A 21,520-nucleotide genomic window follows, 5' to 3' on the forward strand; every position below is an offset into this window, starting at 1 on the left:
CCTTCTCCTGCGCCTTCGCCTGTACCCGTACCTTCGCCGTCACCCGTACCTTCGCCTTCGCCTTCGCCCGTACCCGCACCTTCGCCCGCACCCGTACCTTCGCCTTCGCCTTCGCCCGCGCCGTCGCCCGCACCTTCGCCCGCGCCCGCGCCGTCGCCTGATCCTGAGCCCGCGCCCGATCCCGAGCCTTCGCCGGATCCGGAGCCGGAGCCGACACCCGATCCCGGCCCGGATCCGGTGCCACGGGACGAGGCGCGCTCGGTGTGGCCGCGCACCGAGAAGATCCTCACGATCGGCTCGGCCGTCGTCGCCGTGCTGGCCGTGGTCGTCTCCCTGTGGGCGGCGAACGCCGGCAACAACCGCGTCGACCAGGGCCGCGAGGACGACCTGCGGGCCAGGCTGCGCGACGACATCACGAAGCTCGGCGAGCTGGACAGCACCCTGCGCGGCGACGCCGGTGACCGGCAGGCGGCGTCGCTGCAGCTCGGCGTCCACGCGATCGAGGCCTGGGAGCTCATCAAGGAACTCGGCCCGCAGCACGTCTCGCCGGTCGACCTGGCGCTCACGGCGCAGGCCCTGGCGGCGTCCGGGATCATCGCCGACGCGCGGACGGCGATCGACCTGGCGCTGGGCCGGCCCGCGCCCGAGGACGTGCGGGTCATCCTGCTGACCAGCGCGGTGTCCGTACACCACCAGACGGGCGACCTCAGGCAGCTGCGCGAGGAGTCGCAGGAGCTGGTCACCATCTACACGGCACGGCTCGCGCGGCAGCGGACCGAGGGCAACGCCTACGCCAACCTCGGCGAGGTCTACATCGCGCGCGTCCGCTACGTGTGGGGCTCGTCGGAGGCGTCGTACCGCAACTGCGACCTCGCCCGGGCGCAGATCGACGAGGCCGACCGCCTCGCCGGGGGCGTCGACCCGCCGGTGGCCGGCATCGAGGACTTCCGCCGCTCGGCGGGGCAGCTGCTGAAGGCGAACTGCCCGGCGTAGCGGTTGGACGGATTCCGGCGTCCGGTGCTCTCCCTGAAGGAGGGAGGATCGGATGATCGATACGACGCACGAACTCGGGGTGGCACCCCCGGACTTCGCCGAGTTCTACCGGCGGGATGCGCCGGGGGTGCAGCGGTTCATGTGCGCGTTCGCCGGTCGGGAGCTCGGTGTCGAGGCGACCGCGGAGAGCTTCGCCAGGATGCTGGAGCGCTGGCCGCAGCTGCGGCGGCTCGCCGACGCGCAACGACGCGCGTATGCGCTGACGACCGCGAAGAACTACGTGCGCCGGGTGGCGGTGGTCGACGCCCGGTTCGAGCTGCTCGACGACCAGCACGACGTCGGACGGGCCGACAGCGACCTGGACCGGGTCACGGACAGCACGGGGCTGGTGCAGGCGGTGCGGCGCGTGATCGACGCGCAGCCGACCCGCCGCCGGCAGGTGGCGCTGCTGTTCTTCCTGCACGACGACACCACGGCGGACATCGCGCGGCTGCTCGACATGAGCGAGTCGACGGTCCGCAGCCACGTGTCGGCGTTGCGCAAGCTCCTTCAACCGTACGTGCAGCGGTTCCAGCAGTTCACGGAGGCAAACGGCGATGCCTGACCAGACCGACCCGACCAGAGAGCTGATCCGGCGCGCGTACGCCGATCTCTCGTACAGTGGCGACAACAACGACTTCGAGGGTGACCTCGCTGACGTGGTCCGGCGCGCCGGCCGCCCCCGCGTGCAGGACGACGCCGCCGACGTGGTCACCCTGGCGCCCCGCCGGTCGCGGCGCCGGTTCGCGGCCGTGGCCACGTTCGCGGCGGCGGTCGTCACGATCCTCGGCGTCTACGCGGCGTCGGCGGGAGTACGGCCCGGACAGAGCGTCGGCGCGCCGACGCCGAACGGCAGCCTCACAGCGACGCCTGGTGCCACCGAGGAGCCGGGCGGGACACCGACGCCGGCCAGCGCGACGCCACCCGTGTCGGTGCCCTCCGTTCCCCGGGTCCTGCCGTCCTCGTGTGCGTCGTCGTGGGTGATGGAGCTGGCCGGCACCACGTTCAAGGTCACGGAGGCGCGGGGCAGCTGCCCGGCCCTGGCCCTGGACCGGATCTGGCTGCTGGACGCGCGGAGCGGCAACGGGCGGGTCGCCCCCGGCGACGCCGTCCTCTGGACGATCGTGCCGGTGGACGGCGGCAAGGGGTCGGTGCAGCCGCCCTTCACGTTCCGTCCGGGCGGCTGGCCCGGCCCGGTGGCCGGCCACACCTACGAGGTGATCTACGTGTCCCAGGATCTGGCGCCCCAGCTGAAGCCCGGCGACGACGCCGCCGCCGCCTACGAGACCGCGCTCAGCATCTCCAGGACCGTGATCGCATAAGGTCCGGACGCCCGGTGCCGAACTGGTCATCGTGGGTCCCAACGTACGCCGGTCGACCCGCCTGCTGCTTCCTGCGGCAGGCGGGCTCGCCAGTCTCGCGGTCGCGTTCCTGGTGATGCAGCTGATCGCCACCGGGGCGTTCGAACGGCTCGAGGCACGCCAGGTCGCCCAGGACGCCGACCGGATCCGGATCGGGCTGAACTCGCAGGCGGCGCTGCTCACCGCGTTCGGCGCCACGAACGCCGTGTGGGACAACGCCTACCACGACGTCGGCAACAGCGACAAGGCCGGCTTCGCCGCCGACTTCCCGCCCGAGGCGCAGAGCTCGGCCAACGACATCGACGGCATGTTCGGCATCGGCGCCGACGGCACGCTGCGGGTCGGCGGCATGACCACCGACCAGCCGACGCACGGGACCCCGCCGCCGCAGCTGCGCGACCCGGCGGTGCTCAAGCAGCTGTTCGACCCGTCCGCCGCGCCCGGCGTGTCGCGGTGCGGCGTGGTGTCGGCGGACGCGCCGTACCTCTTCTGCGGCGTCGGCACGTTCCTGAGCAGCGGCGAGGGCGCCCCGTCCGGTGGCATGATCATGCTCAAGCGCCTCGACGACGCCCGGGTGGCGCGCCTCTCCGAGGCCCTCGACCTGCCGCTGCGGCTCGCCCCGCGGGCCCGCTCCGGCGCCGACCCGCAGCCGGCGCTGCACAGCGAGCTCGGCGACCTGCGCATCACCACCAAGGTCCTCGGCGCCGACCACATCGCGGTCGACGCCGTCATCGACTCCGTGAACGGCGACAGCATCGTGCTGGAGGTCGTCGCGGCCCGGCCGATCCACGCCGCGGCGAGCGCGACCGCGGTGAAGCTGTTCGCGTTCGTCGCGGTCGCGACCGTGCTGCTCGTGATCGGGATGCTGTGGGGGGTACGGGCGGCGCTGCGCCGACGGGTCGGGCCGCTGCGGCGCACGACCGAGCAGATCATCGCCTCCGGCGACCACCAGCTGCGGATCAACCCGACCGGCACCGACGACATCGCCGTCCTCGGCCGGGCCGTCGACGCCATGCTCGACTCGTTGCAGGAGCAGGAGCGCAGCCTGGCGGAGGAGCGCGCGACGAAGGAGGCGCAGCTGCTGACGACGAACGTGCGGCAGCAGCTGGCCGAGCAGACCGTCCGCCGCCGCGCCGGCGAGGTCATCGACGAGACCAGCGCGTCGGCGCTCGCCGAGCTGCGCACCGTGATGAGCGACGCCGCCGACGTGCTCACCGCCGCCGACGCGATCGAGCAGCAGGCGACCACCGCGGACCGGGTCACCCGCACCGTCGTGAACCGCGCCGCGGACGCCGACGCCGTGATCCAAGCCGTCACGACCAGCCTCGGCCGGGTCGACGGGATCGCGAACCTGATCGCGGGCGTCGCCGGCCAGACGAACCTCCTCGCCCTCAACGCCACCATCGAGGCGGCCCGCGCCGGCGAGGCGGGCCGCGGCTTCAGCGTCGTGGCGGGCGAGGTGAAGAACCTGGCGACGAAGACGAAGGAGTCGACGGGCGACATCACCAGCACCGTCGAGGCCCTCGGCGCCAATGCGACCGCCATGGCCGGCGTGATCACCGACATGAGCCAGGGCGTCAACGCCGTCGGCGGCGCCACCGCCGAGCTCACCGCGGTCGCCGCCCGCCAGCGCGCGTCGGTCGAGCAGCTCGTCGGCGCGGTGCGCGCCGCGATCTCCCGCATCGAGAGCCTGGCGCAGGTCACCGACCGCCTGGAGCGCCGCCGCCACAACCGCGCCGCCGTCGAGGGCACCGTCCTGCTCGGCCACGGCACCATGCAGGCCGAGGCGGACCTGCTGGACCTGAGCGTCTCCGGGCTGCGCTGCGCGGCGAAGTCAGGCTGGCGGCCGCCGCTGGAGTCCGTGGTCGACCTGACCCTGACGCTCGGCACCGAACGGCTCCGCCTGCAGGGCCGCGCGGTGCGGCACCTGGACACCGACACCGCGGGCGAGGTCGGCATCGAGTTCGTGAAACCGCCACCGCAGACCGTCGCCACGATCGCCCGCTACATCACCACGTTGCTCGGCGAGGAGTGACCCCGGCGGCGGGCACTGTCCATCAACGGCAGCATCCAAGTCGCCGGGCAGGAGATCCGAGTCGGCGTCGTGCACGCCCGTAAGCTCGTCACCGTCGCGCTGGACGAGCACACCGTCACCGACAACGACAACGACATACCGATCAAAGCCGTCCCCGCCGCAGCACGACCAACCTGAACCGCACCAAGGCCCACCACCACATCACGGCGTGACGAGAGTGGTCACCGACGCAACCCGGACGACGCTGTCAGCGCACCCTAGCCACCGGACACGATCGTGATCAGCCTGGCCGCTACGTCTTCATAGTCACCAAAGCCACTCGTCGTCTGGAACATGCCGCGGGCTTGGTAGCAGGCGCGCAACGGCTCGGCCCGCTCCTGGTAGAGCGAGTGAAGCAGCATGATCTCTTGCTGTCGCTCGGCCTGCTGCGGGTCGAGCTCCATCCAGCGACGCATGACGAAGCCGTACTCGTCCTCAGTCAGGACCAACTCGATCACCACGTCGGGCTGATGCCCGCGCCGCGTCAGGCACTCCGCCTGACCAACCGTGGTCGGGTAACCGGACAACACCCAGCCACCGCCCACTCCGGCGAGACCATCGGCGATCGCAGTCGCCGTCAATTCCTCAGGGACGAGATTCCCAGCGCGGATGTACTGGTCCATCTGTTCACCTGTCGCCGTCCGGTGCTGCACGTGTCCTCGGAACAGGTCGCCCGCACTGATGAACGTCAGGTCGTAAGCTTCGGCCAGGACCTGGGCCGGACCCGACCGGTCGATTCCCGGCCCACCGACGAGGGCTACCTTCCGCATGCATTGCTCCTAACCGGGTGACCCAGCCGGGCCGGCCTCACGCCACATCCCATACCATCAGCCGAAGGACTACCACCCATTCGATCATGGCCAGGCGTCAAGCATCGTCCGAGGCCGTTTCGTCAAGCTTCACGTGAGACCAGGCACCGATCACAACCGAGGGAACCCCCACCGAACCCGTCGCCGAAGAACTGGCAGCGGCCTGACATCCAACAACTGGATCAACGCTGGCCGTTCCTACACCACGCCGGCGGACGCCACCGATCGGGCAGCCACGCACGGACGGCACCCTGGTGCGCGCAACGAGGCTGGCGGGGCGCGCACGATGCCCCGGTGCGCGTAGTGGCCCTCTGGGTGAGGCTCATCCGGGCGGCCCGGTGCGCGTCGTGGCCTATGGGTGAGGCGCGTCCGGCCACGGTCTTCGCGGTGAGTCGGAGGGTGGCGTTACGGGCGTGGGGGGAGGCTCGCGGCGTACATCGGCGGCAAACGATTCACGGGGAAGGCTGGTCGTCCGGGAGGGCGGCGAGGATGGCGTCGCGGGTGGGGCGGCGGTCGATCTCCATGAAGCGGCCGGGGCCGGCGACGGGCTCGAAGCCTGAGCGGCGGTAGACCTCGTGGGCGTCCCGGGTGGCGAGCAGGAAGCGTTGCAGGCCGGCGGCGGACAGGTCCTCGACGATGCTGTCGACGAGCCACTGGCCGAGACCGCGGCCGCGGTGGGCGGTGTCGACGAACACGTCGCAGATCCACGCGAAGGTGGCGCCGTCCGTGACGGTCCTGGCGAAGGCCACCTGGGTGTCGTCGTGCCAGACGCTGTACGGCAGCGAGCCGGCGATCGAGCGGGCGATGACGTCGCGCTCGCGGCCGAGGGCCCAGTAGGACTCCTCCGACAGCCACCGGTGCACGCGGACGATGTCGACGCGGGTGGCGTCGCCGGTCAGGACGTAGCCCTGGCGGGTCCGGTCGGTCACGCCCTGGCGGGTCTGGTCGGTCACGGGGTGGCCTCCGATCGCAGCCAGTGCAGCGCGGTGTGGGCGTGGCGCATGACGGTGATGTGGCCTTCCGACGCGATGATGCGCACGGTGGCGCCCGAGGCACCCGGAGCACCCGGAGCGCCCGGAGCACCCGGAGCACCCGGGGCGGCCGGAGCACCCGGGGCGGCCGGAGCGCCTGGCAGGGCGGCGGCGAGGCGGGTCGCGTGGACGCTGGGCACCATCCGGTCGGCGGCGCCGTGCATGAGCAGGACCGGGGCGGTGACGGCGGCGAGCGGGAAGCCCCACGGTCGCATGTACGCCAGGTCGTCGTCGACGAGCGGCGCCGGGCCGTGCGCCACGCCGGCCGCCACGACCTGCTGGAACCAGGACCAGTCGGTGTCCAGCGCGGTCCAGTCGGCGGGGTTGAAGCCGATGTCGGCGCCGTCGCCGGGGCGGGCCGCGTGCGCCTCCTTGGCGGTGCGGCCGTCGAGGGCGGCCCGCAGCGAGGCGACTCCCCCGTCGGCCATGCCGTCGAAGTAGTCCGAGTCCGCCGTGTACGGACTGAGCGACGCGATGCTCGCGACGGCCGTGACCCGGTCGGGCAGCAGGGCCGCGCAGGCGAGGGCGTGCGGGCCGCCGCCGGAGTGCCCCATGACCGCGAACCGCGAGACCCCGAGCGCGTCGGCGACCGCGGCGGCGTCACCGGCGGCGGAGGCGACGCTGCGGTCGGGCCGCGGGGTGGACCCGCCGTAGCCGGGCCGGTCGTAGGCGATCCAGCGGATGCCGAGCGGCTCGGACACGTCGAACAGCGGCGACGGCGGCGCCCCGGTGTTGGGTGTGCCGTGGTGCCACAGGACCACGAGGTCGCCTTTGCCGGTGTCGTACGCGTGGAGTGTGCGCCCGTCGTCGAGCCGGATGTCGATCTCTTCCCCCATGTGCACCGACCCTAGCCGTCCGCCCAGGCCCGCGGCGAACGGGTTGCGGGAAGGCATACCGGGTATGCATACTCCGTATTCATGTCCATCAAGTACGGTCTGCTGGCGCTGCTGCAGCGCGGCACGATGTACGGCTACCAGCTGCGGACCTCGTTCGAGGAGTCCACCGGCGGGACGTGGCCGCTGAACATCGGACAGGTGTACACGACCCTGTCGCGGCTGGAACGCGACGAGCTCGTCCGGTCGCTGCCGGAGCACGACGGGGGGCAGCGGCCGTACGAGATCACCGACGCCGGGCGCGCCGAGCTCGCCGCGTGGTTCGCCACCCCGATCGGCCGCGGCGACCGGCCCCGTGACGAGCTGGCGATCAAGCTGGCGCTCGCGCTGACCACGCCGGGCGTCGACGTGCCCGGCATCATCCAGAAGCAGCGGACCGCCACGGTGCGGATGCTGCAGGAGTACACGCGGATGAAGCAGCGCGCGAGCGGCCCGGCCGACCTGTCGTGGCGGCTCGTCCTCGAGTCGATGATCTTCCAGGCGGAGGCCGAGGTCCGGTGGCTGGACCACTGCGAGGCCAGCCTCGCCCGGCACGCGCCCCTTCCCACGCCGGCCCCGCAGGCGGCACCCGTTCCGGAGAAGGAGAAGACGACATGAGCGTGTTGGAGCTTCGGGACGTGCACCGCACCCACGGGCAGGGGGAGGCGACGGTCCACGCGGTCCGCGGCGTGTCCCTGACGGTCCGGCCGGGTGAGCTGATCGCGGTGATGGGGCCGTCCGGGTCGGGCAAGTCGACGCTGCTCAACCTCGCCGGCGGGCTCGACTCGCCGACCCGGGGCGAGGTCGCCGTCGAGGGGACCGTCCTGGGCGGGCTCGGCCGCAAGGCCCTGGCCGCGCTGCGCCGGCGCCGGATCGGCTACGTGTTCCAGGACCTCAACCTGCTGCCGAGCCTCACCGCGGCGGAGAACATCTCGCTGCCGCTGGAGCTGGACGGCGTCGGGGTCCGGCAGGCCCGACGGGCCGCGTTGACGTCCCTGGCGGAGGTGGAGCTCGAGGGGTACGCCCAGCGCTTCCCCGACGAGATGTCCGGCGGGCAGCAGCAGCGGGTCGCGATCGCCCGGGCGCTCGTCGGCGAGCGGCGGCTCATCCTCGCCGACGAGCCGACCGGCGCCCTCGACTCGACCACCGGCGAGGCGGTGCTGCGGCTGCTGCGCGCGAAGGTCGACGCCGGCGCCGCCGGGGTGCTCGTCACCCACGAGGCCCGGCACGCGGCCTGGGCCGACCGGGTGGTGTTCCTGCGCGACGGCGTCGTCGTCGACACCTCGGGTCCCCTCGCGGAGCCCGAGCAACTCCTGGACGGGGCGGCGTCGTGAGCGGCCAGCGAAGCGTCTCGGGCCGCTCACCGGAATTACAGGTTGGCTCAGGCCGGCGCCGGAGCGCAGCGGAGGTGACGGCATGAGCGGCCAGCGAAGCGTCTCGGGCCGCTCACCGGAATTACAGGCTGGCTCAGGCCGGCGCCGGAGCGCAGCGGAGGTGACGGCATGAGCGCATGGTTGGTGTCGTTGCGGATCGCCCGGCGGGAGGCGCGCCGGGCGAAGGGGCGCACCGCGCTCGTGCTGTCGCTGATCCTGCTGCCGGTCCTGGGGCTGTCGTTCGCCGCCGTCACCTACGACATGTTCACCCTCACCCCGGCCGAGCAGCTGGACCGGGACCTGGGCCGGTTCGACGCGTCGGTGTACTGGCCGTTCGCGGGCACGATCACCCAGGACGTCCAGGGCTACGGCATGATGGGCGCGGGCGACGGTGGTCCGTCGAACCCGACCGCCGAGGGGCTGCTGGCGCTGCTGCCCGCCGGGTCCCGCCTCGCCCGGATCGACGAGCGCGAGGTGCACCTGACCGGCTCGACCGGTGAGCAGAAGCTGCGGGGGCACCAGCTCGACCTCGCCGACGCCTCGTACGGCGGCAAGGTGTCGGTCCTGCGCGGCGCGCCGCCCGCCACGAGCGCCGAGATCGCCCTGAACGCGGCCGCCATGGAGCTGCTCGGCGTGCGGCTCGGCGGGACCGTGCGGCTGCGGGACCGGGGCGACGTCAGGGTCGCCGCCGAGATCGAGTTCCCCGACAACCTCCATCCGCTCGCCGTGCTGCGCCCCGGCACCCTGCCCGTGGAGCCGCCGGGCAGCAGCACGACGTGGCTGGTCGACGCGCCCGCCCCGGTCACCTGGGAGCAGGTGAAGGCGCTGAACCAGCACGGGATCGTGGTGCGGTCCAGGGCCGTCGTGCTCGACCCGCCGCCGGGCGCGCCGTCGTGGAACACCAGCGACGGCGAGGTGTTCCGGCTCGGCATCCTCGTCTTCGGCCTCGGCGTCCTGGAGGTCGTGCTGCTCGCGGGGCCGGCGTTCGCGGTCGGCGCCCGCCGCCGGCGGCGCGAGCTGGCCCTCGTCGCCGCGAACGGCGGCACCCCGGCGCAGCTGCGCCGCATCGTCCTCGCCGACGGGGTGCTCCTCGGCGTGGTCGCCGGTGTGGCCGGCACGGCCGTCGCGATCGTCGCGGCGTTCGCGCTGCGGGGCGTGTTCGAGGAGCACGTCTCCCACGCGCGGGCCGGCGGCTACCGGGTCTTCCCGCAGGCGCTGCTCGGCATCGCCGCGCTCGCGTTCGTCGCCGGGGTCGGCGCGGCGCTCGTCCCGGCGTTCACGGCCGCCCGCACCGACGTGGTCGCCGCCCTCGCCGGCCGGCGCAACCGGACCGGGCCCGGCCGCCGCTGGCTGGTCGTCGGGGCGTGCACCATCGCCGCCGGGGCGGGCGTCGCCGGGTACGGGGTCGCCGCGATCGACTCGACCGTCGTCATGGCCGGCCTCGTCCTCGCCGAGCTGGGCCTGGTCGTGTGCACGCCGTCGCTGGTCGGGCTGCTCGCCCGGCTGGGCCGGCGGCTGCCGCTGGCGCCCCGCATCGCGGTGCGGGACCTGGCCCGCAACCGGTCCTCGACCGCGCCGGCGATCTCCGCGGTCATGGCCGCCGTGCTCGGCGCGGTCACCATCGGCGTGTACCTCGCCAGCGACGTGCAGCGGCAGCTCGACATGCAGGTCAAGGCGCTGCCCGACGGGTACGCGGACATCACCCGCGGGTGGGGCAACCACGGCGAGCGGGCCGAGCCGCTGCCGACGCCGCGGCTGGTCGAGGCGGCGACGTCGACGCTGCCGGTCACGCGGACCGTCGAGCTGCGGGGGCCCGGGTGCGCCCCGCCGGCCACGGCCGACGCCTCGTGCTGGATCACCCCGGTCAAGCCGGTGCACCGGCGCTGCCCGTACCGGCCGGGCGAGACGACCAAGGAGCAGGAGCGCAAGGCGGCCCGCGACCCGCGCTGCCGCCAGGACTCGTACATGATGAGCGGCGGCGCCAACGCGACCACGATCGTCGACGACGGCTCGACGTTGGGCGTGGTCTCCGCCGCGACCGGTGACGACCTCGCCCGGGCCGAGGCGACCCTGCGCGCCGGCGGCGTCGTCGTCGCCGACCCCGACCTGGTCGAGGACGGCAAGATCATCCTGGCCGTGCCGGGCAAGGACGACCCCGACGGGGAACTGCACACCGTCACCGTCCCCGGCTACGTCAGCACGACCGCCGTCTCCCGGATCTTCGTCGCGCTCTCGCCGGAGGCCGTCGCCAAGGCCGGGCTGACCGTGGAGGTCAAGGGCATCGTCGTGGCCACCAGCCGGATGCCGACCAGGGCCGAGATGGGCGCGTTCAACGCCGCCGCCGAGGCGCTCGGCAACAACTACCACGGGTCGGTGGCGGCGCCGTACCAGCCGGACTCGACGGTCACCCTGATCGTGCTCGCGATCGTCGCGGGAGTCATCGCGCTCGGCGCGGCGGGCATCGCGACCGGCCTGGCGGCCGTGGACAGCCGCCCGGACCTCGCCACGCTCGGCGCCGTCGGGGCCTCACCGGGGGTCCGCCGCCGGTTGACGCTGAGCCAGGCCGGGGTGATTGCCGGGGTGGGCTCACTGTTGGGGGCCGTGGCCGGGTTCGGCGCCGGGTGGGCGGTGCTCGCCGCGCTCAACCGCAAGGCGCTGACCGAGTGGCCCAGCGACGCACTGTTTCCGCTGGTGGTGCCCTGGTTGAACGTGCTGGTGGCGGTGCTGGTCGTGCCGCTGGTCGCGATGGCGGGCACCGGCCTGCTCACCAGGGCCCGGCTGCCGATCGAACGGAGGGTCTGATCTCCTGGAGGTCGCCGGGCCACGCTAGGATGTCCCGCAAGTCCGAATAGGGAGATCCCGTGACTTCCGACGAAGAGCCCGAAACGTCCGAGTTCCAGGACGGCGGCGCCAGCGCCAACGGTTCCGGAGCGCTGATCCTCTTCGGGGTGATCGGTGTGCTGGTGATCGTCGGCTTTCTGTACTCGGTGATGAGCCGCTGACGTCGTGGGGCGCCCGCCATACGGTGGGCGCCCCACTTGGCTTTCAGCCGGTGCCGTCGGGCGCCTGCTGGTAGCCGGCCGGCCGGGTGGTGAACGTGCCCCGGCCCTGGGTTCGGCTGCGGAGCCGGGTCGCGTAGCCGAACAGTTCGGCCAGCGGCACCGTCGCCGTCACGACGACGGTCCCGGCCCGGGTGGTCGAGTCGGTGACCCGGCCGCGGCGGGCCGCGAGATCGCCGAGGACCGCGCCCACGGTGTCGTCGGGGGCGGTCACGGTGACCTCGGCGACCGGTTCGAGCACCGCGAGGGTGCTCTGCCCCAGCGCCTGCCGCAGGGCGAGCCGGCCGGCGGTGCGGAAGGCCAGCTCGGAGGAGTCCTTCGGGTGGGTCTGGCCGTCCACGAGCGTCACGTGCACGCCCGTCACCGGGTGACCGCCGAGCGGGCCTTCGAGCAGCGCGTCGCGGCAGCCGGCCTCGACCGCCTTCACGTACTCCTTCGGGACCCGCCCGCCGACGACCGCCGACGTGAACGCGAACGGCTCGTCCGACGGGGCAACGTCGATGAGCACGTGCGCGTACTGGCCGGCGCCGCCGTCCTGCTTGACGTGGCGGAACAGCACGCCGCCGACACCCGACACGACGGTCTCGCGGTAGGAGACCTGGGGGCGGCCGACGTTGACCGTCACGCCGGCCGTCTGGCGCAGCTTCTCCACGGCCACCTCCAGGTGCAGCTCGCCGAGGCCGGACAGCACCGTCTGGCCGGTCTCCGGGTCGCTGCGCACCGACAGGGACGGGTCCTCGTCGACGAGCCGGGCCAGCGCCACCGACAGCCGGTCCGTGTCGCCGGCGACGCGGGCCTCGACCGCCACGGACACGACGGGCTCCGCGGTCGAGGCGGCCTCCAGTACCAGCGGCGCATCCGGCGAACAGAGGGTGGCGCCCACGCCGGCGTGCTTGACCCCGACGAGCGCGACGATGTCGCCCGCGGCCGCGCCGTCCAGGTCAGTGTGCCGGTCCGCCTGGACGTGCAGGATCCGGCCGACACGTTCGGCGCGGCCGGTGCCGGTGTCCAGCACGGTGGCTCCCTTCGTGATCTGGCCGGAGTACACGCGGACGTACGTGAGGCGCCCGGTCGGCGCGGCGTGCACCTTGAACACCAGGCCGGCGAACGGGGCGTCCGGGGTCGCCGGGCGCTCCGGGTGGACGGGCGGGACGTCCAGCGGTGACGGCAGGTAGGCCACGACCGCGTCGAGCAACGGTTCGACGCCCCAGTTCTTGTACGCGGACCCGCACAGCACGACGACACCGGCCCTGGTGTTGGTCAGGTCGCGGAGTGCGTCGCGCAGCGTGGCGTCCTTCAGGGCGCCGTCGGCCACGAACTCCTCCATCGCCGCGTCGTGCAGGTCGGCGACGGCCTCCTCCAGCGCCCGCCGGTGCCGGTCGGCGCCGGCCGGGACGCCGGTCTCGGCCATCACGCCGTCCACCCATCTGAAGGCGCGGCGCGTCACGAGGTCGACGACGCCGTCGCCCGTCGCGAGGGGCAGCTGCACGACCAGCGGCGTCACCCCGAGCCGCGTCCGGATGGACCCGACGGCGGCGTCGAGGTCGGCGCCGGCCCGGTCGAGCTTGTTCACGAACGCGATCCGCGGCACGCGGTGCAGGTCGGCCTGCCGCCACACCGACTCGGTCTGCGGCTCGACCCCGGCGACCCCGTCGAACACGACGACGGCGCCGTCGAGGACGCGCAGCGAGCGCTCCACCTCGGCGGAGAAGTCGACGTGGCCGGGCGTGTCGATGAGGTTGATCCGGTGGCCGTCCCAGGTGCAGCTGACCGCCGCGGCGAAGATCGTGATGCCGCGCTTGCGCTCCTGGGCGTCGAAGTCGGTGACGGTGGTGCCGTCGTGGACCTCGCCCTGCTTGTACGTGGCGCCGGTGCGGAACAGGATCCGCTCGGTGGTGGTCGTCTTGCCGGCGTCGACGTGGGCGAGGATGCCGATGTTGCGGGTCTGGTCCAGGCTTCTGGTGTGCACGGCTCTGCGGCCTTTCAGGGAATCTGAACAGGGCAGCGCGATCACCCCGCCTCGATACGGGCAGGGTCCGGCCGGTGCAGCCGCGCGGGCTTACACCAGCGGGCGGGAAGACACCAGGATCACCTCGTGCCGGGACTGGGGGACGACGACGCGGTAACGCATGGCGGTCTCCTCCCCCTTCCTCAGCACGGTCCGGCGATCATCTCAGACGGTCGTGGCGACCGGAACCGATTTTCCGCCCCGCAACGCGTACACGCCGGCGAGCGCCGTGCCGACGCAGAGCGCGGCGGCGCTGAGCCCGAGCGACCAGTGCACGCCGATGGCGGCGCCGAGCAGCCCGACGGTGAAGCCGCTGCCGGCCCGCAGCCCCTGCGCGGACACGCCGTAGACGCCGATGACCCTGCCCCGGTCGGCGGGCGGCGCGAGCAGCTGCACGACGGTCTGCCCGATCGACATCGACGCGAGGTTGGCCACGCCGCCGAGCAGCAGCAGCGCCACCGCCACGGGGTAGCTGGTGGTGATCGCGAAGCACAGGCTGGTGACGCCGTAGACGGCGGTGCTGATCACCGCGGCGAGGACCGTGGGCCTGATCCTGCCGGTCGCCTCGAGGAGGATCCCGCCGATGACCCCGCCGGCGCCGTTGGCGAAGAGCAGCACCCCGTACGCGAGGCTGGCCCCGTCGATCCCCTCCCCGCTCGCCGCGCTCGCTGTCCCGGCCGCTGCCCCGAGGTCGTGGGCGAAGATGGGCATCGCGGACTGCATCGACGCGCCGACGAAGAACGACCCCAGCCCGCCCAGGATGATCATGCTGACCAGCGTGTGGTTGCCGCCGACGGCCTTCAGCACCCGCACCGACTCCGTGAGCCCGACCCGCGCCCGCGGCACCCCGTGGTCGCGCGTGTGCCCGGTGAACTTGGTGCGGAACAGGAACAGCGTCAGCGGCAGGAAGAACAGCACGTTGACGAAGATCCCGGCGGTCGCCCCGAGCCCGAGCAGCAGCGCCGACCCGACGACCGGCCCGAACAGCACCCCGAGGCTGCGGAACGTGGCGTTGAGCCGGACCGCGCTGGGCAGGTCCTCGTCGCCGACGAAGTCGTGCAGCATCAGCTGCTCCCCCGGCCCCCACAGCGACCCGGCCAGCCCGTGCAGCACCAGCAGCACGCACGCGTGCCACACCTGCAGCGTCCCGGTCACGAACAGCACGCCCCACGCCACCGACACCGAGGCGAAGAGCAGCTGCGCGGCCTGGATGACCCGCCGGCAGTCGAACCGGTCCGCGAGCGACCCGAAGTACACGGAGAACAGCAGGAACGGCACCCAGTGACTGATCACCTGGAACCCCGACAACGCGGGCGAATGGAACTTCTCCCACAGCACCCAGTACGTGATGACGTGCTCGATGTTGTCGGCCATCATGGCCAGCGCGGCCCCGAACAGGTACGGCCGGCAGTCCTTGTTCCGCAACGCCGCGAACTTGCGCGGCTTCTGGACCTGCCCGGCTGCGCTCATGCCCCTCAGCCTGTACCCGCCGCCCCCGCCGGGTCCGCCCCGCTCACCCCGAAGTGATCACCGCCACGATGGTCAGCGGACCCGGACCTCGTCGCCGACCCGGAGCCCACCCGTGAGCGCCAGCCACCGCAGCGCCTCGAACGGCACCGGGTCGTCGTCATGCTCGAGGTCCACCACGACGCGATGCCCACCTTCGTCGACGCGGACGTCCCCGACGCTCCAGAACTCGTTCTCCGGCGAGAACCAGTGCACCCAGCCCGACGCGGTCCAACCGGACGCCCGCTCGAAGGCGAGCCTGTCGGGTGCGGCCCGCCACCGGACGAGCCACGCCTCGTCCTCCTCGACCGTCCGCTCCGGGGCGAACGCGCCGGCCAGCCAGCGCGGCGCCGCCCGCAACACCCGCTCCACGTCGTCGCCGCCGTGCTCCCTGAGCGCCACCAGCAGCTCCGCGACCTCCCGGACCCGCTCCGCCTGGTCCGGCCCACCGACCAGTTCCACAATCGTTCGCATTTCGCGGTAGCCCATGAGGCAAGCATGGTGGCTCACGTCCTGGGCTTGCCATCACCACGCTGGTGCCGGGCGCGCCATCGCGTCACACGATGGCCAGGAGGACCGCCTGGCCGGCCGCGGCGGCGTCCGAGTAGAACGCCCGCAGCGCCGACAGCTGCGGCCCGACGAACCCGGCGAACTCCTCCGGGGCGATCCTCAAGTGATCCGGGTAGATGTCGGCGGCGGCCATCGCGGCCGGGTCGTAGCGGGCCACCAGCGCCCCGTCGTCGAGGTCGTCCAGGGCCGCGGACACCCTGCGGACCGTCGCCGCGTCGAGCAGCCTGGCGGGCCCGTACCCGCCGTCGCCGCCGATCTCGGTGCCGCCGAGGATCGCCTCGCCGACGCCCTCCGTGACCTGCCAGGCGGTGCCAGTGAGCGCGAAGTGCAGGACGTGCCAGGACCTGTCGAGATCAAGGTCGGGCTCGGGCATCTCCGCGTCGCCGTCGTCGAGGTCGCCGTAGAGCAGCTCGTCCACGGCCGCCGGATCGTTCAGCACGGCCCGCAGCTCGTGCACCGAGAGGTGCCGCCCGATCAGTTCCATCCCCATGCCGGCGATTCTGGCACTTCGATCAAAGCCGGCCGCCGCAACGCCCGGCTTGCCGTTGACCGCCGCTCCGGCCCTCCTGCACCGCGTTGACGGGTCGCGATCATGACGGCATAGTGATGGCCCGGATCTGGGAGGGGACGCGACGCGGGGAGTCACGGGTGATCGACAGGGAGCTGCTCGCCGAGCGGATCGCGGCGGCGCGCGAGCGCCGGAGGGCGCGGCCGACGTGGCAGAAGGTCCTCTTCACGGTCGCGGCGGTCGTGCTCGGGTTCGCGTGCAGCTACAACCTGAGCGTGGACGACAACGCGGCCCGCCCGTCGAAGCCGGCCGCCGAGGTGCGCGACGCCTGCGGCCATGTCGACGGGCAGGCCCTCGCCACGCTGTTCGAGACGCCGTTGCCGGCGGTCACGGAACGGCCACGCGCGGAGGCGGGCGGGGTCGTGACCTACAGCTGCCTGGTGGAGTCCGACCCGGGACTGCGGCTCCGGCTCGACCTGAGCGTCCAGCACGGCAGGGCGCGGGCCGACGACCCGCTCTTCCTCATGTCCCTGGCCGACCAGAGCATGTACTCCGTGGACGGCCCCGACGGCGTGCTGACCGCCGCCAAACGGTCGAACGGCACCCTGTTCGGCATCACGCTGACCGGCTCGTCGGGCGCGCCGCCGGTGCCGCTGACCGAGGAGCGGCTGCGCGCCGTCGCCGCCGCCGTCGGCGGCACGCTGTAGCGCGCAGCACGCCGCGGGTTCACACCGTGGGCCGGATGCGCTCAGAGCGGGAGCAGGGCCGGGGCGACGGAGCGTTCTGCTGGCCGTACCAGAGGCAGAACATCAACACGGTCCAGATCTTGCGGGAGTGGTCGGCGTCGCCGCGGCGGTGGGCCGCGAGGAGGCGCTGGACGTGGCTGAGGTCGAGCAGGTGGTCGACGGCGGCGTCGGCGAACACGTCGCCGGCCCACACGCCGATCTCGCCGCGCAGCCAGACCCGGGTCGGCGTGGGGAAGCCGAGCTTGCGGCGGTCGACGACCGCGTCCGGCACGATGCCGCGCATCGCCTCCCGCAGCGCGAACTTCGTCGTCCTCGCCAGCTTCAGCGCCGTCGGCAGCTGCGCGGCGGCGGCGTAGACGGCCCGGTCCAGGAACGGCACCCGCAGCTCCAGCGAGTGCGCCATCGACATCCGGTCGGCCTTGGTGAGGATGTCGCCGGGCAGCCAGGTGTGCAGGTCGACGTACTGCATGGTGGCCACGTCGTCGAGGTGGGCGGCAGCCTCGTACAGCGGCGCCGTGACCGTCGTGTGCGGGTCGGCCGGCCCACGCATGAGGCGGGCCTTCTCCGCGGTGCCGAAGATGCGGGCGTTGCCGTAGTAGCGCTCGTCGATCGGGGTGGTGGCCCGCTCCAGGAAGCTCTTGCCGCGCACCCCCTCCGGCAGCGCCGCCGACACGGCGCGCAGGCCGCGGCGCAGTGGGGCGGGCAGCCCGGCGACGCCGGCGAGCGCGGCCGGCTCCCGGTAGATCTCGTAGCCGGCGAAGAGCTCGTCGGCGCCCTCCCCGGACAGCACGACGGTGACGTCGCGGGCGGCGGTGCGGGCCAGGAACCACAGCGGCACGATCGCGGGGTCGGCGACGGGGTCGTCGAGGTGCCAGACGATGCGTGGCAGCTCGGCGATCACGTCGGCGTCGTGGACCAGGGTCGCGGTCAGCTCGACGCCGAGCGCGGCCGCGGTCTCCGACGCCGCCTCGATCTCGCTGTAGCGTTCGTCGTCGAAGCCCACGGTGTACGTGTGGATGTCCGGGTGCTTCTCGCGGGCGAGCGCGACGACGGCGGTGGAGTCGATGCCGCTGGACAGGAACGCGCCCAGCGGCACCTCCGCCTGCAGGTGGGCGTGCACACTGTCCCTGAGCGCGTCGCGGACGGCCGTGATCGCGTCCGGCCGCTGCACCGGCCGCAGCGAGTGCCGAAAGTATGCGCTTATTTCCGTTTTTTTCGCATGTACTGTCAAAGCATGGCCGGCGGGCAGCCGGCGCACCGACGGGTGCAGCGTCTCCGGCTCCGGAACGTACTGCAGGGTCAGGTAATGCGACAGGGCCGCCGTGTCGACGCGGGTCCCGGTGCCGGCGAAGGGCAGCAGCGCCTTCTTCTCGCTCGCCAGGTAGAGACCGTCGGGCGTCGTCAGGTGGTACAGCGGCTTGATGCCGAACGGGTCCCGGAACGCGTGCACCGTGCCGGTCGCCCGGTCCAGCGCCACGATCGCGAACATCCCGCGCAGCCGGCGCACCGCCGACGGCCCCCAGTGGTGCAGCGACGCCGCGAGGACCTCCGCCTCCCCCTCGGTGGCGAAGACCGCCGCGTGGTCGCGGGCCAGCTCCGCGCGCAGCTCCAGGTAGTTGTAGATCTCACCGTTGAACACGACCGTCCACGAGCCCCACACCGCCGGCTGCCGGCCGTGCGCGACGTCGACGATGGCGAGCCGCTGGAAGCCGAACGCGGCACCGTCCTCCACGTGCAGCGTCGTCTCGTCGGGCCCGCGGTGACGCAGCAGGTCGAGGGCCTCGGCGAGCCGGTCGGTCTCGACCTCACCGGAGGCGCTGATGAAGACCAGGAATCCACACATGCCGGTGATGGTGCGGAGCCGGTCGTTGGGAACTGATGAAGAAGTGTGCGCCGGATCGAAACCCGAACGAGGTTTCGCAGGTTCTTCACATCCTGCGCGCGACAATGATCGGCGATGAGCGCACGGATCCTGGTCGCCGAAGACGACCCGAAGCAGGCCGAGCTGATCCGCCTGTACCTGGAGCGGGACGGCCACAGCGTCCTGACCGTCCCCAACGGGCGGCTCGCCCTGGAGCAGTGCCGGTCGCGCCGGCCCGACCTGCTGGTCCTCGACGTCATGATGCCGCTGGTCGACGGCCTCGACGTGTGCCGGATCATCCGGGCCGAGTCGACGGTCGCGATCCTGCTGGTCACGGCCCGCTCGACCGAGGACGACCTGCTGCTCGGCCTGGACCTCGGCGCCGACGACTACATGACGAAGCCGGTCAGCCCGCGGGAGCTCGCCGCCCGGGTCCGGGCGCTGCTGCGCCGCTCCGGCATCGGCAGCCCCGGCCACCAGCAGGTGCTGCGGGTCGGCGACCTGGTCGTGGACGCCGGCCGGTTCGAGGTCCGCGTCGACGGCACCGTGGTCGTGCTGACCGCGAAGGAGTTCGGCATCCTGGAGCTGCTCGCCGGCGAGCCCGGCCGCGTCTTCACCCGCGGCGAGATCATCAACCGGGTCTTCGGCTTCGAGCGCGACGTCTCCGAACGCACCGTCGACGCCCACGTCGTCAACCTGCGCCGCAAGATCGAGTCCGACCCGGCCGAGCCGCGCTACGTGCAGACGGTGTACGGCCGCGGCTACCGGCTGAACGAGTCCGCGTGAGCGGGCCGGAGCGGAGCGGAGGGCTGCGAACCAGCATGACAGGTTGGAGCTCAGGCCGGCGCCGGAGCGCAGCGGAGGTGACGGCGTGAGCGGGCCGGAGCGGAGCGGAGGGCTGCGAACCAGCATGACAGGTTGGAGCTCAGGCCGGCGCCGGAGCGCAGCGGAGGTGACGGCGTGAGCGGGCCGGAGCGGAGCGGAGGGCTGCGAACCCGGAGCGCAGCGGAGGTGACGGCATGAGCTTTCGTTTCCGGGTGTTCGGGCTGGTGCTGCTGGTCGCGGTGATCGCGATCGGGGTCACCGCGTGGCTGAGCATCCGGCTGACCGCCCTGGAGATCGCGCAGTCGCAGGAGACCTCGACCCGCAACGAGGTCACCACGGTCACGGAGATCCAGGCGTACGCGCTGCGCCACGGCACCTGGGCGGGCGTCGACAAGACCGTGCAGCGGCTGTCGATCGCCAACCACCAGCGGATCCGGCTCACCAACCTGTACGGCCAGGTCACCGTCGACAGCGACCACCTCGCCAACCGCGCCGCCCGGGCCGTCGTCAGCCCACCCGCCCTCGTCGACTCCCGCCCGACGCTCAAGTTCCCGCCGGAGCTGCTCGGGGCCCCGCGGACGCCCTTCGAGCAGAAGACCGGCATCACCGAGCTCGAGACGAAGACGCTGCTGCAGATCGCCCTGTTCCGCGGCACGGTCGTCTTCGCGCGCTGCCTCACCGACCTGCACGTCGACCCGCCGCCGGTGACCCTCAACGAGTTCGGCGTCCCGTACGCCACCACCGGCGTCGAGGACAGCCACGACTGCGGCACCCGGGTCGGCGACGTCGGCGCGGCGGAGCAGCCCTACGACGAGCTGCCGGTGAAGCCGTGCCGAGCCGAGAAGGACCAGGCGAAGTGCCTGATCAAGGCGTTCGGCGAGCGGGTCGCGACGTTCACCCCGGAGCCGCTGCAGCTCTACCTCGGCGCCGTCACCGACGACGCGACCAACCTCATCAGCCGCCCCGGCCTCGTCGCCGGCAGCGGCGTGCTGATCCTCGTCATCCTCGGCACCGCCGTCATCGCCCGGCACGTGAGCCTGCCCGTCCGCGACCTCACCGTCGCGTCCCGGCGCCTCGCCGACGGGCACCTCGACACGCGCGTGCCCTCGGGCGGCCGCGACGAGCTCGGGCAGCTGTCGGACTCGTTCAACCGGATGGCGGCCGCGCTGGAGGCGTCCGAGCAGGCCCAGCGCCGGCTCGTCGCCAGTGTCGCGCACGAGCTGCGCACCCCGCTGTCCAACCTGCTCGGCTACCTCGAGGCGCTGCAGGACGGCCTGGTCCCGCCGAGCCGCGAGCTGTTCGCCTCCCTGCACGACGAGGCCGAGCTGCAGCGCCGCATCCTCGACGACCTGCAGGACCTGACCCTGGCCGAGGCGGGGCACCTCACGTACCGCCGCTGCGACTTCGACCTGGCCGACCTGGTCGACACCGCCCGGGTGGCGCACCTCGCGGTCGCCGAGGCCGCCGGCGTCCGCCTGACCGCGGAGACCGCCGGCCCGCTGCCCGTGCACGCCGACCACGACCGTCTCCGCCAGGTCCTCGGCAACCTGATCGGCAACGCCATCCGGTACACCGACCGCGGCGGCCACGTAGCACTGCGCGCCTTCCCCGACGCCGACCACATCACCGTCGAGGTCCGCGACACCGGCTGCGGCATCGCCCCCGCCGACCTGCCCTTCGTCTTCCAGCGCTTCTGGCGCGCCGACCCCGCCCGCGACCGCGCCACCGGCGGCAGCGGCCTCGGCCTGACCATCGCCCGCCAGATCGTCCGCGACCACACCGGCGACCTCACCGTCGAGAGCACCCTCGGCGAGGGCTCGACCTTCCGCTTCACCCTCCCGACCACGAAATGACCCGCTTCGTCGCCTACTTGAGCGTCAGCGTC

General features: G+C 72.9%; 19 protein-coding genes. 11 read left to right on the forward strand and 8 right to left on the reverse strand.

Annotated features, from left to right (window positions below):
* Positions 1–261 precede the first annotated feature (261 nt).
* The 4 genes from ACQEVZ_RS51290 to ACQEVZ_RS51305 are packed head-to-tail and all read left to right on the forward strand — an operon-like array spanning position 262 to position 4,428.
* Positions 262–993 (forward strand): hypothetical protein, encoded by a 732-nt coding sequence (locus tag ACQEVZ_RS51290; RefSeq protein WP_354903260.1) that lies wholly within the window; start codon positions 262–264, stop codon positions 991–993.
* Positions 994–1,045: 52 nt separating this feature from the next.
* Positions 1,046–1,597 carry an RNA polymerase sigma factor gene (locus ACQEVZ_RS51295; protein WP_433382691.1) on the forward strand — a complete coding sequence of 184 codons (552 nt, stop codon included), beginning with the start codon at positions 1,046–1,048 and terminating at the stop codon, positions 1,595–1,597.
* Positions 1,590–2,354 carry a hypothetical protein gene (locus ACQEVZ_RS51300; RefSeq protein WP_433382694.1) on the forward strand — a complete coding sequence of 255 codons (765 nt, stop codon included), beginning with the start codon at positions 1,590–1,592 and terminating at the stop codon, positions 2,352–2,354. The genes ACQEVZ_RS51295 and ACQEVZ_RS51300 overlap by 8 nt, the downstream gene beginning before the upstream one ends.
* Positions 2,355–2,385: 31 nt before the next feature.
* Positions 2,386–4,428: a methyl-accepting chemotaxis protein gene (locus ACQEVZ_RS51305; protein ID WP_433382697.1), complete on the forward strand. Its 2,043-nt coding sequence runs from the start codon at positions 2,386–2,388 to the stop codon at positions 4,426–4,428.
* A 257-nt stretch (positions 4,429–4,685) separates the two neighbouring features.
* Here ACQEVZ_RS51305 and ACQEVZ_RS51310 read toward each other — a convergent pair whose 3' ends face one another.
* The 3 genes from ACQEVZ_RS51310 to ACQEVZ_RS51320 form a co-directional block, all read right to left on the reverse strand.
* Positions 4,686–5,237: a nucleoside monophosphate kinase gene (locus ACQEVZ_RS51310; protein WP_433382700.1), complete on the reverse strand. Its 552-nt coding sequence runs from the start codon at positions 5,235–5,237 to the stop codon at positions 4,686–4,688.
* A gap of 491 nt (positions 5,238–5,728) precedes the next feature.
* Positions 5,729–6,229, reverse strand: a complete 501-nt coding sequence (locus ACQEVZ_RS51315) for a GNAT family N-acetyltransferase (protein WP_433382703.1) — start codon at positions 6,227–6,229, stop codon at positions 5,729–5,731.
* Positions 6,226–7,143: an alpha/beta fold hydrolase gene (locus tag ACQEVZ_RS51320; RefSeq protein WP_433382706.1), complete on the reverse strand. Its 918-nt coding sequence runs from the start codon at positions 7,141–7,143 to the stop codon at positions 6,226–6,228. Before ACQEVZ_RS51320 ends, ACQEVZ_RS51315 begins: the two co-directional genes overlap by 4 nt.
* An 81-nt stretch (positions 7,144–7,224) precedes the next feature.
* Between ACQEVZ_RS51320 and ACQEVZ_RS51325 the strand changes: the two genes are divergently transcribed.
* The 4 genes from ACQEVZ_RS51325 to ACQEVZ_RS51340 all read left to right on the forward strand — a co-directional run bounded on the left by ACQEVZ_RS51325 (position 7,225) and on the right by ACQEVZ_RS51340 (position 11,554).
* On the forward strand, positions 7,225–7,797 hold the full coding sequence (locus ACQEVZ_RS51325; protein ID WP_354903252.1) for a PadR family transcriptional regulator: 573 nt from the start codon (positions 7,225–7,227) through the stop codon (positions 7,795–7,797).
* Positions 7,794–8,513 (forward strand): ABC transporter ATP-binding protein, encoded by a 720-nt coding sequence (locus ACQEVZ_RS51330; RefSeq protein ID WP_433382710.1) that lies wholly within the window; start codon positions 7,794–7,796, stop codon positions 8,511–8,513. The genes ACQEVZ_RS51325 and ACQEVZ_RS51330 overlap by 4 nt, the downstream gene beginning before the upstream one ends.
* A 168-nt stretch (positions 8,514–8,681) precedes the next feature.
* The gene (locus ACQEVZ_RS51335) at positions 8,682–11,354 is read left to right on the forward strand and encodes an FtsX-like permease family protein (protein WP_433382713.1); all 2,673 of its coding nucleotides are present in this window, start codon (positions 8,682–8,684) and stop codon (positions 11,352–11,354) included.
* 59 nt (positions 11,355–11,413) lie between these two features.
* Entirely contained in the window at positions 11,414–11,554 is a 141-nt protein-coding gene (locus ACQEVZ_RS51340) for a hypothetical protein (RefSeq protein WP_344498981.1), read from the forward strand.
* A 43-nt stretch (positions 11,555–11,597) separates the two neighbouring features.
* On the opposite strand, the gene fusA is transcribed toward ACQEVZ_RS51340, so the two are convergent.
* The 4 genes from fusA to ACQEVZ_RS51360 form a co-directional block, all read right to left on the reverse strand.
* The gene (gene fusA / locus ACQEVZ_RS51345) at positions 11,598–13,580 is read right to left on the reverse strand and encodes an elongation factor G (protein WP_433382717.1); all 1,983 of its coding nucleotides are present in this window, start codon (positions 13,578–13,580) and stop codon (positions 11,598–11,600) included.
* A 204-nt stretch (positions 13,581–13,784) separates the two neighbouring features.
* On the reverse strand, positions 13,785–15,089 hold the full coding sequence (locus ACQEVZ_RS51350; protein ID WP_433382720.1) for an MFS transporter: 1,305 nt from the start codon (positions 15,087–15,089) through the stop codon (positions 13,785–13,787).
* 72 nt (positions 15,090–15,161) lie between these two features.
* Complete coding sequence (locus ACQEVZ_RS51355; RefSeq protein WP_433382723.1) at positions 15,162–15,599, reverse strand: hypothetical protein; 438 nt, start codon at positions 15,597–15,599, stop codon at positions 15,162–15,164.
* Positions 15,600–15,681: 82 nt separating this feature from the next.
* A complete protein-coding gene (locus tag ACQEVZ_RS51360) occupies positions 15,682–16,185 on the reverse strand; it encodes a YfbM family protein (protein ID WP_433382726.1) in 504 nt (167 codons plus the stop codon).
* Positions 16,186–16,343: 158 nt separating this feature from the next.
* Between ACQEVZ_RS51360 and ACQEVZ_RS51365 the strand changes: the two genes are divergently transcribed.
* Positions 16,344–16,910: a hypothetical protein gene (locus ACQEVZ_RS51365; RefSeq protein WP_433382729.1), complete on the forward strand. Its 567-nt coding sequence runs from the start codon at positions 16,344–16,346 to the stop codon at positions 16,908–16,910.
* A 19-nt stretch (positions 16,911–16,929) separates the two neighbouring features.
* Here ACQEVZ_RS51365 and asnB read toward each other — a convergent pair whose 3' ends face one another.
* Positions 16,930–18,792, reverse strand: coding sequence for an asparagine synthase (glutamine-hydrolyzing) (asnB, locus tag ACQEVZ_RS51370; RefSeq protein WP_433382732.1), 1,863 nt, complete (start codon positions 18,790–18,792; stop codon positions 16,930–16,932).
* A gap of 114 nt (positions 18,793–18,906) precedes the next feature.
* Here asnB and ACQEVZ_RS51375 point away from each other — a divergent pair, with 114 nt between their 5' ends.
* Together ACQEVZ_RS51375 and ACQEVZ_RS51380 are read left to right on the forward strand one after the other, a co-directional pair.
* Positions 18,907–19,596 (forward strand): response regulator transcription factor, encoded by a 690-nt coding sequence (locus ACQEVZ_RS51375; protein ID WP_344498971.1) that lies wholly within the window; start codon positions 18,907–18,909, stop codon positions 19,594–19,596.
* Between the two features lie 233 nt (positions 19,597–19,829).
* Positions 19,830–21,488: a sensor histidine kinase gene (locus ACQEVZ_RS51380; protein ID WP_433382736.1), complete on the forward strand. Its 1,659-nt coding sequence runs from the start codon at positions 19,830–19,832 to the stop codon at positions 21,486–21,488.
* The last annotated feature ends 32 nt before the right edge of the window (positions 21,489–21,520 follow it).

It is taken from the genome of Dactylosporangium sp. CA-152071, assembly GCF_050936335.1.
Lineage (GTDB): Bacteria > Actinomycetota > Actinomycetes > Mycobacteriales > Micromonosporaceae > Dactylosporangium > Dactylosporangium maewongense.

Bases quoted from the DNA above. Each gene is read 5' to 3' on its own strand.
- ACQEVZ_RS51325 (WP_354903252.1), top strand. From the start codon at position 7,225: ATGTCCATCAAGTACGGTCTGCTGGCGCTGCTGCAGCGCGGCACGATG.
- ACQEVZ_RS51300 (WP_433382694.1), top strand. From the start codon at position 1,590: ATGCCTGACCAGACCGACCCGACCAGAGAGCTGATCCGGCGCGCGTAC.
- ACQEVZ_RS51380 (WP_433382736.1), top strand. From the start codon at position 19,830: ATGAGCTTTCGTTTCCGGGTGTTCGGGCTGGTGCTGCTGGTCGCGGTG.
- ACQEVZ_RS51335 (WP_433382713.1), top strand. From the start codon at position 8,682: ATGAGCGCATGGTTGGTGTCGTTGCGGATCGCCCGGCGGGAGGCGCGC.
- ACQEVZ_RS51375 (WP_344498971.1), top strand. From the start codon at position 18,907: ATGAGCGCACGGATCCTGGTCGCCGAAGACGACCCGAAGCAGGCCGAG.
- ACQEVZ_RS51295 (WP_433382691.1), top strand. From the start codon at position 1,046: ATGATCGATACGACGCACGAACTCGGGGTGGCACCCCCGGACTTCGCC.
- ACQEVZ_RS51355 (WP_433382723.1), bottom strand. From the start codon at position 15,599: ATGCGAACGATTGTGGAACTGGTCGGTGGGCCGGACCAGGCGGAGCGG.
- ACQEVZ_RS51350 (WP_433382720.1), bottom strand. From the start codon at position 15,089: ATGAGCGCAGCCGGGCAGGTCCAGAAGCCGCGCAAGTTCGCGGCGTTG.
- ACQEVZ_RS51310 (WP_433382700.1), bottom strand. From the start codon at position 5,237: ATGCGGAAGGTAGCCCTCGTCGGTGGGCCGGGAATCGACCGGTCGGGT.
- ACQEVZ_RS51330 (WP_433382710.1), top strand. From the start codon at position 7,794: ATGAGCGTGTTGGAGCTTCGGGACGTGCACCGCACCCACGGGCAGGGG.
- asnB (WP_433382732.1), bottom strand. From the start codon at position 18,792: ATGTGTGGATTCCTGGTCTTCATCAGCGCCTCCGGTGAGGTCGAGACC.
- ACQEVZ_RS51320 (WP_433382706.1), bottom strand. From the start codon at position 7,143: ATGGGGGAAGAGATCGACATCCGGCTCGACGACGGGCGCACACTCCAC.
- ACQEVZ_RS51360 (WP_433382726.1), bottom strand. From the start codon at position 16,185: ATGGGGATGGAACTGATCGGGCGGCACCTCTCGGTGCACGAGCTGCGG.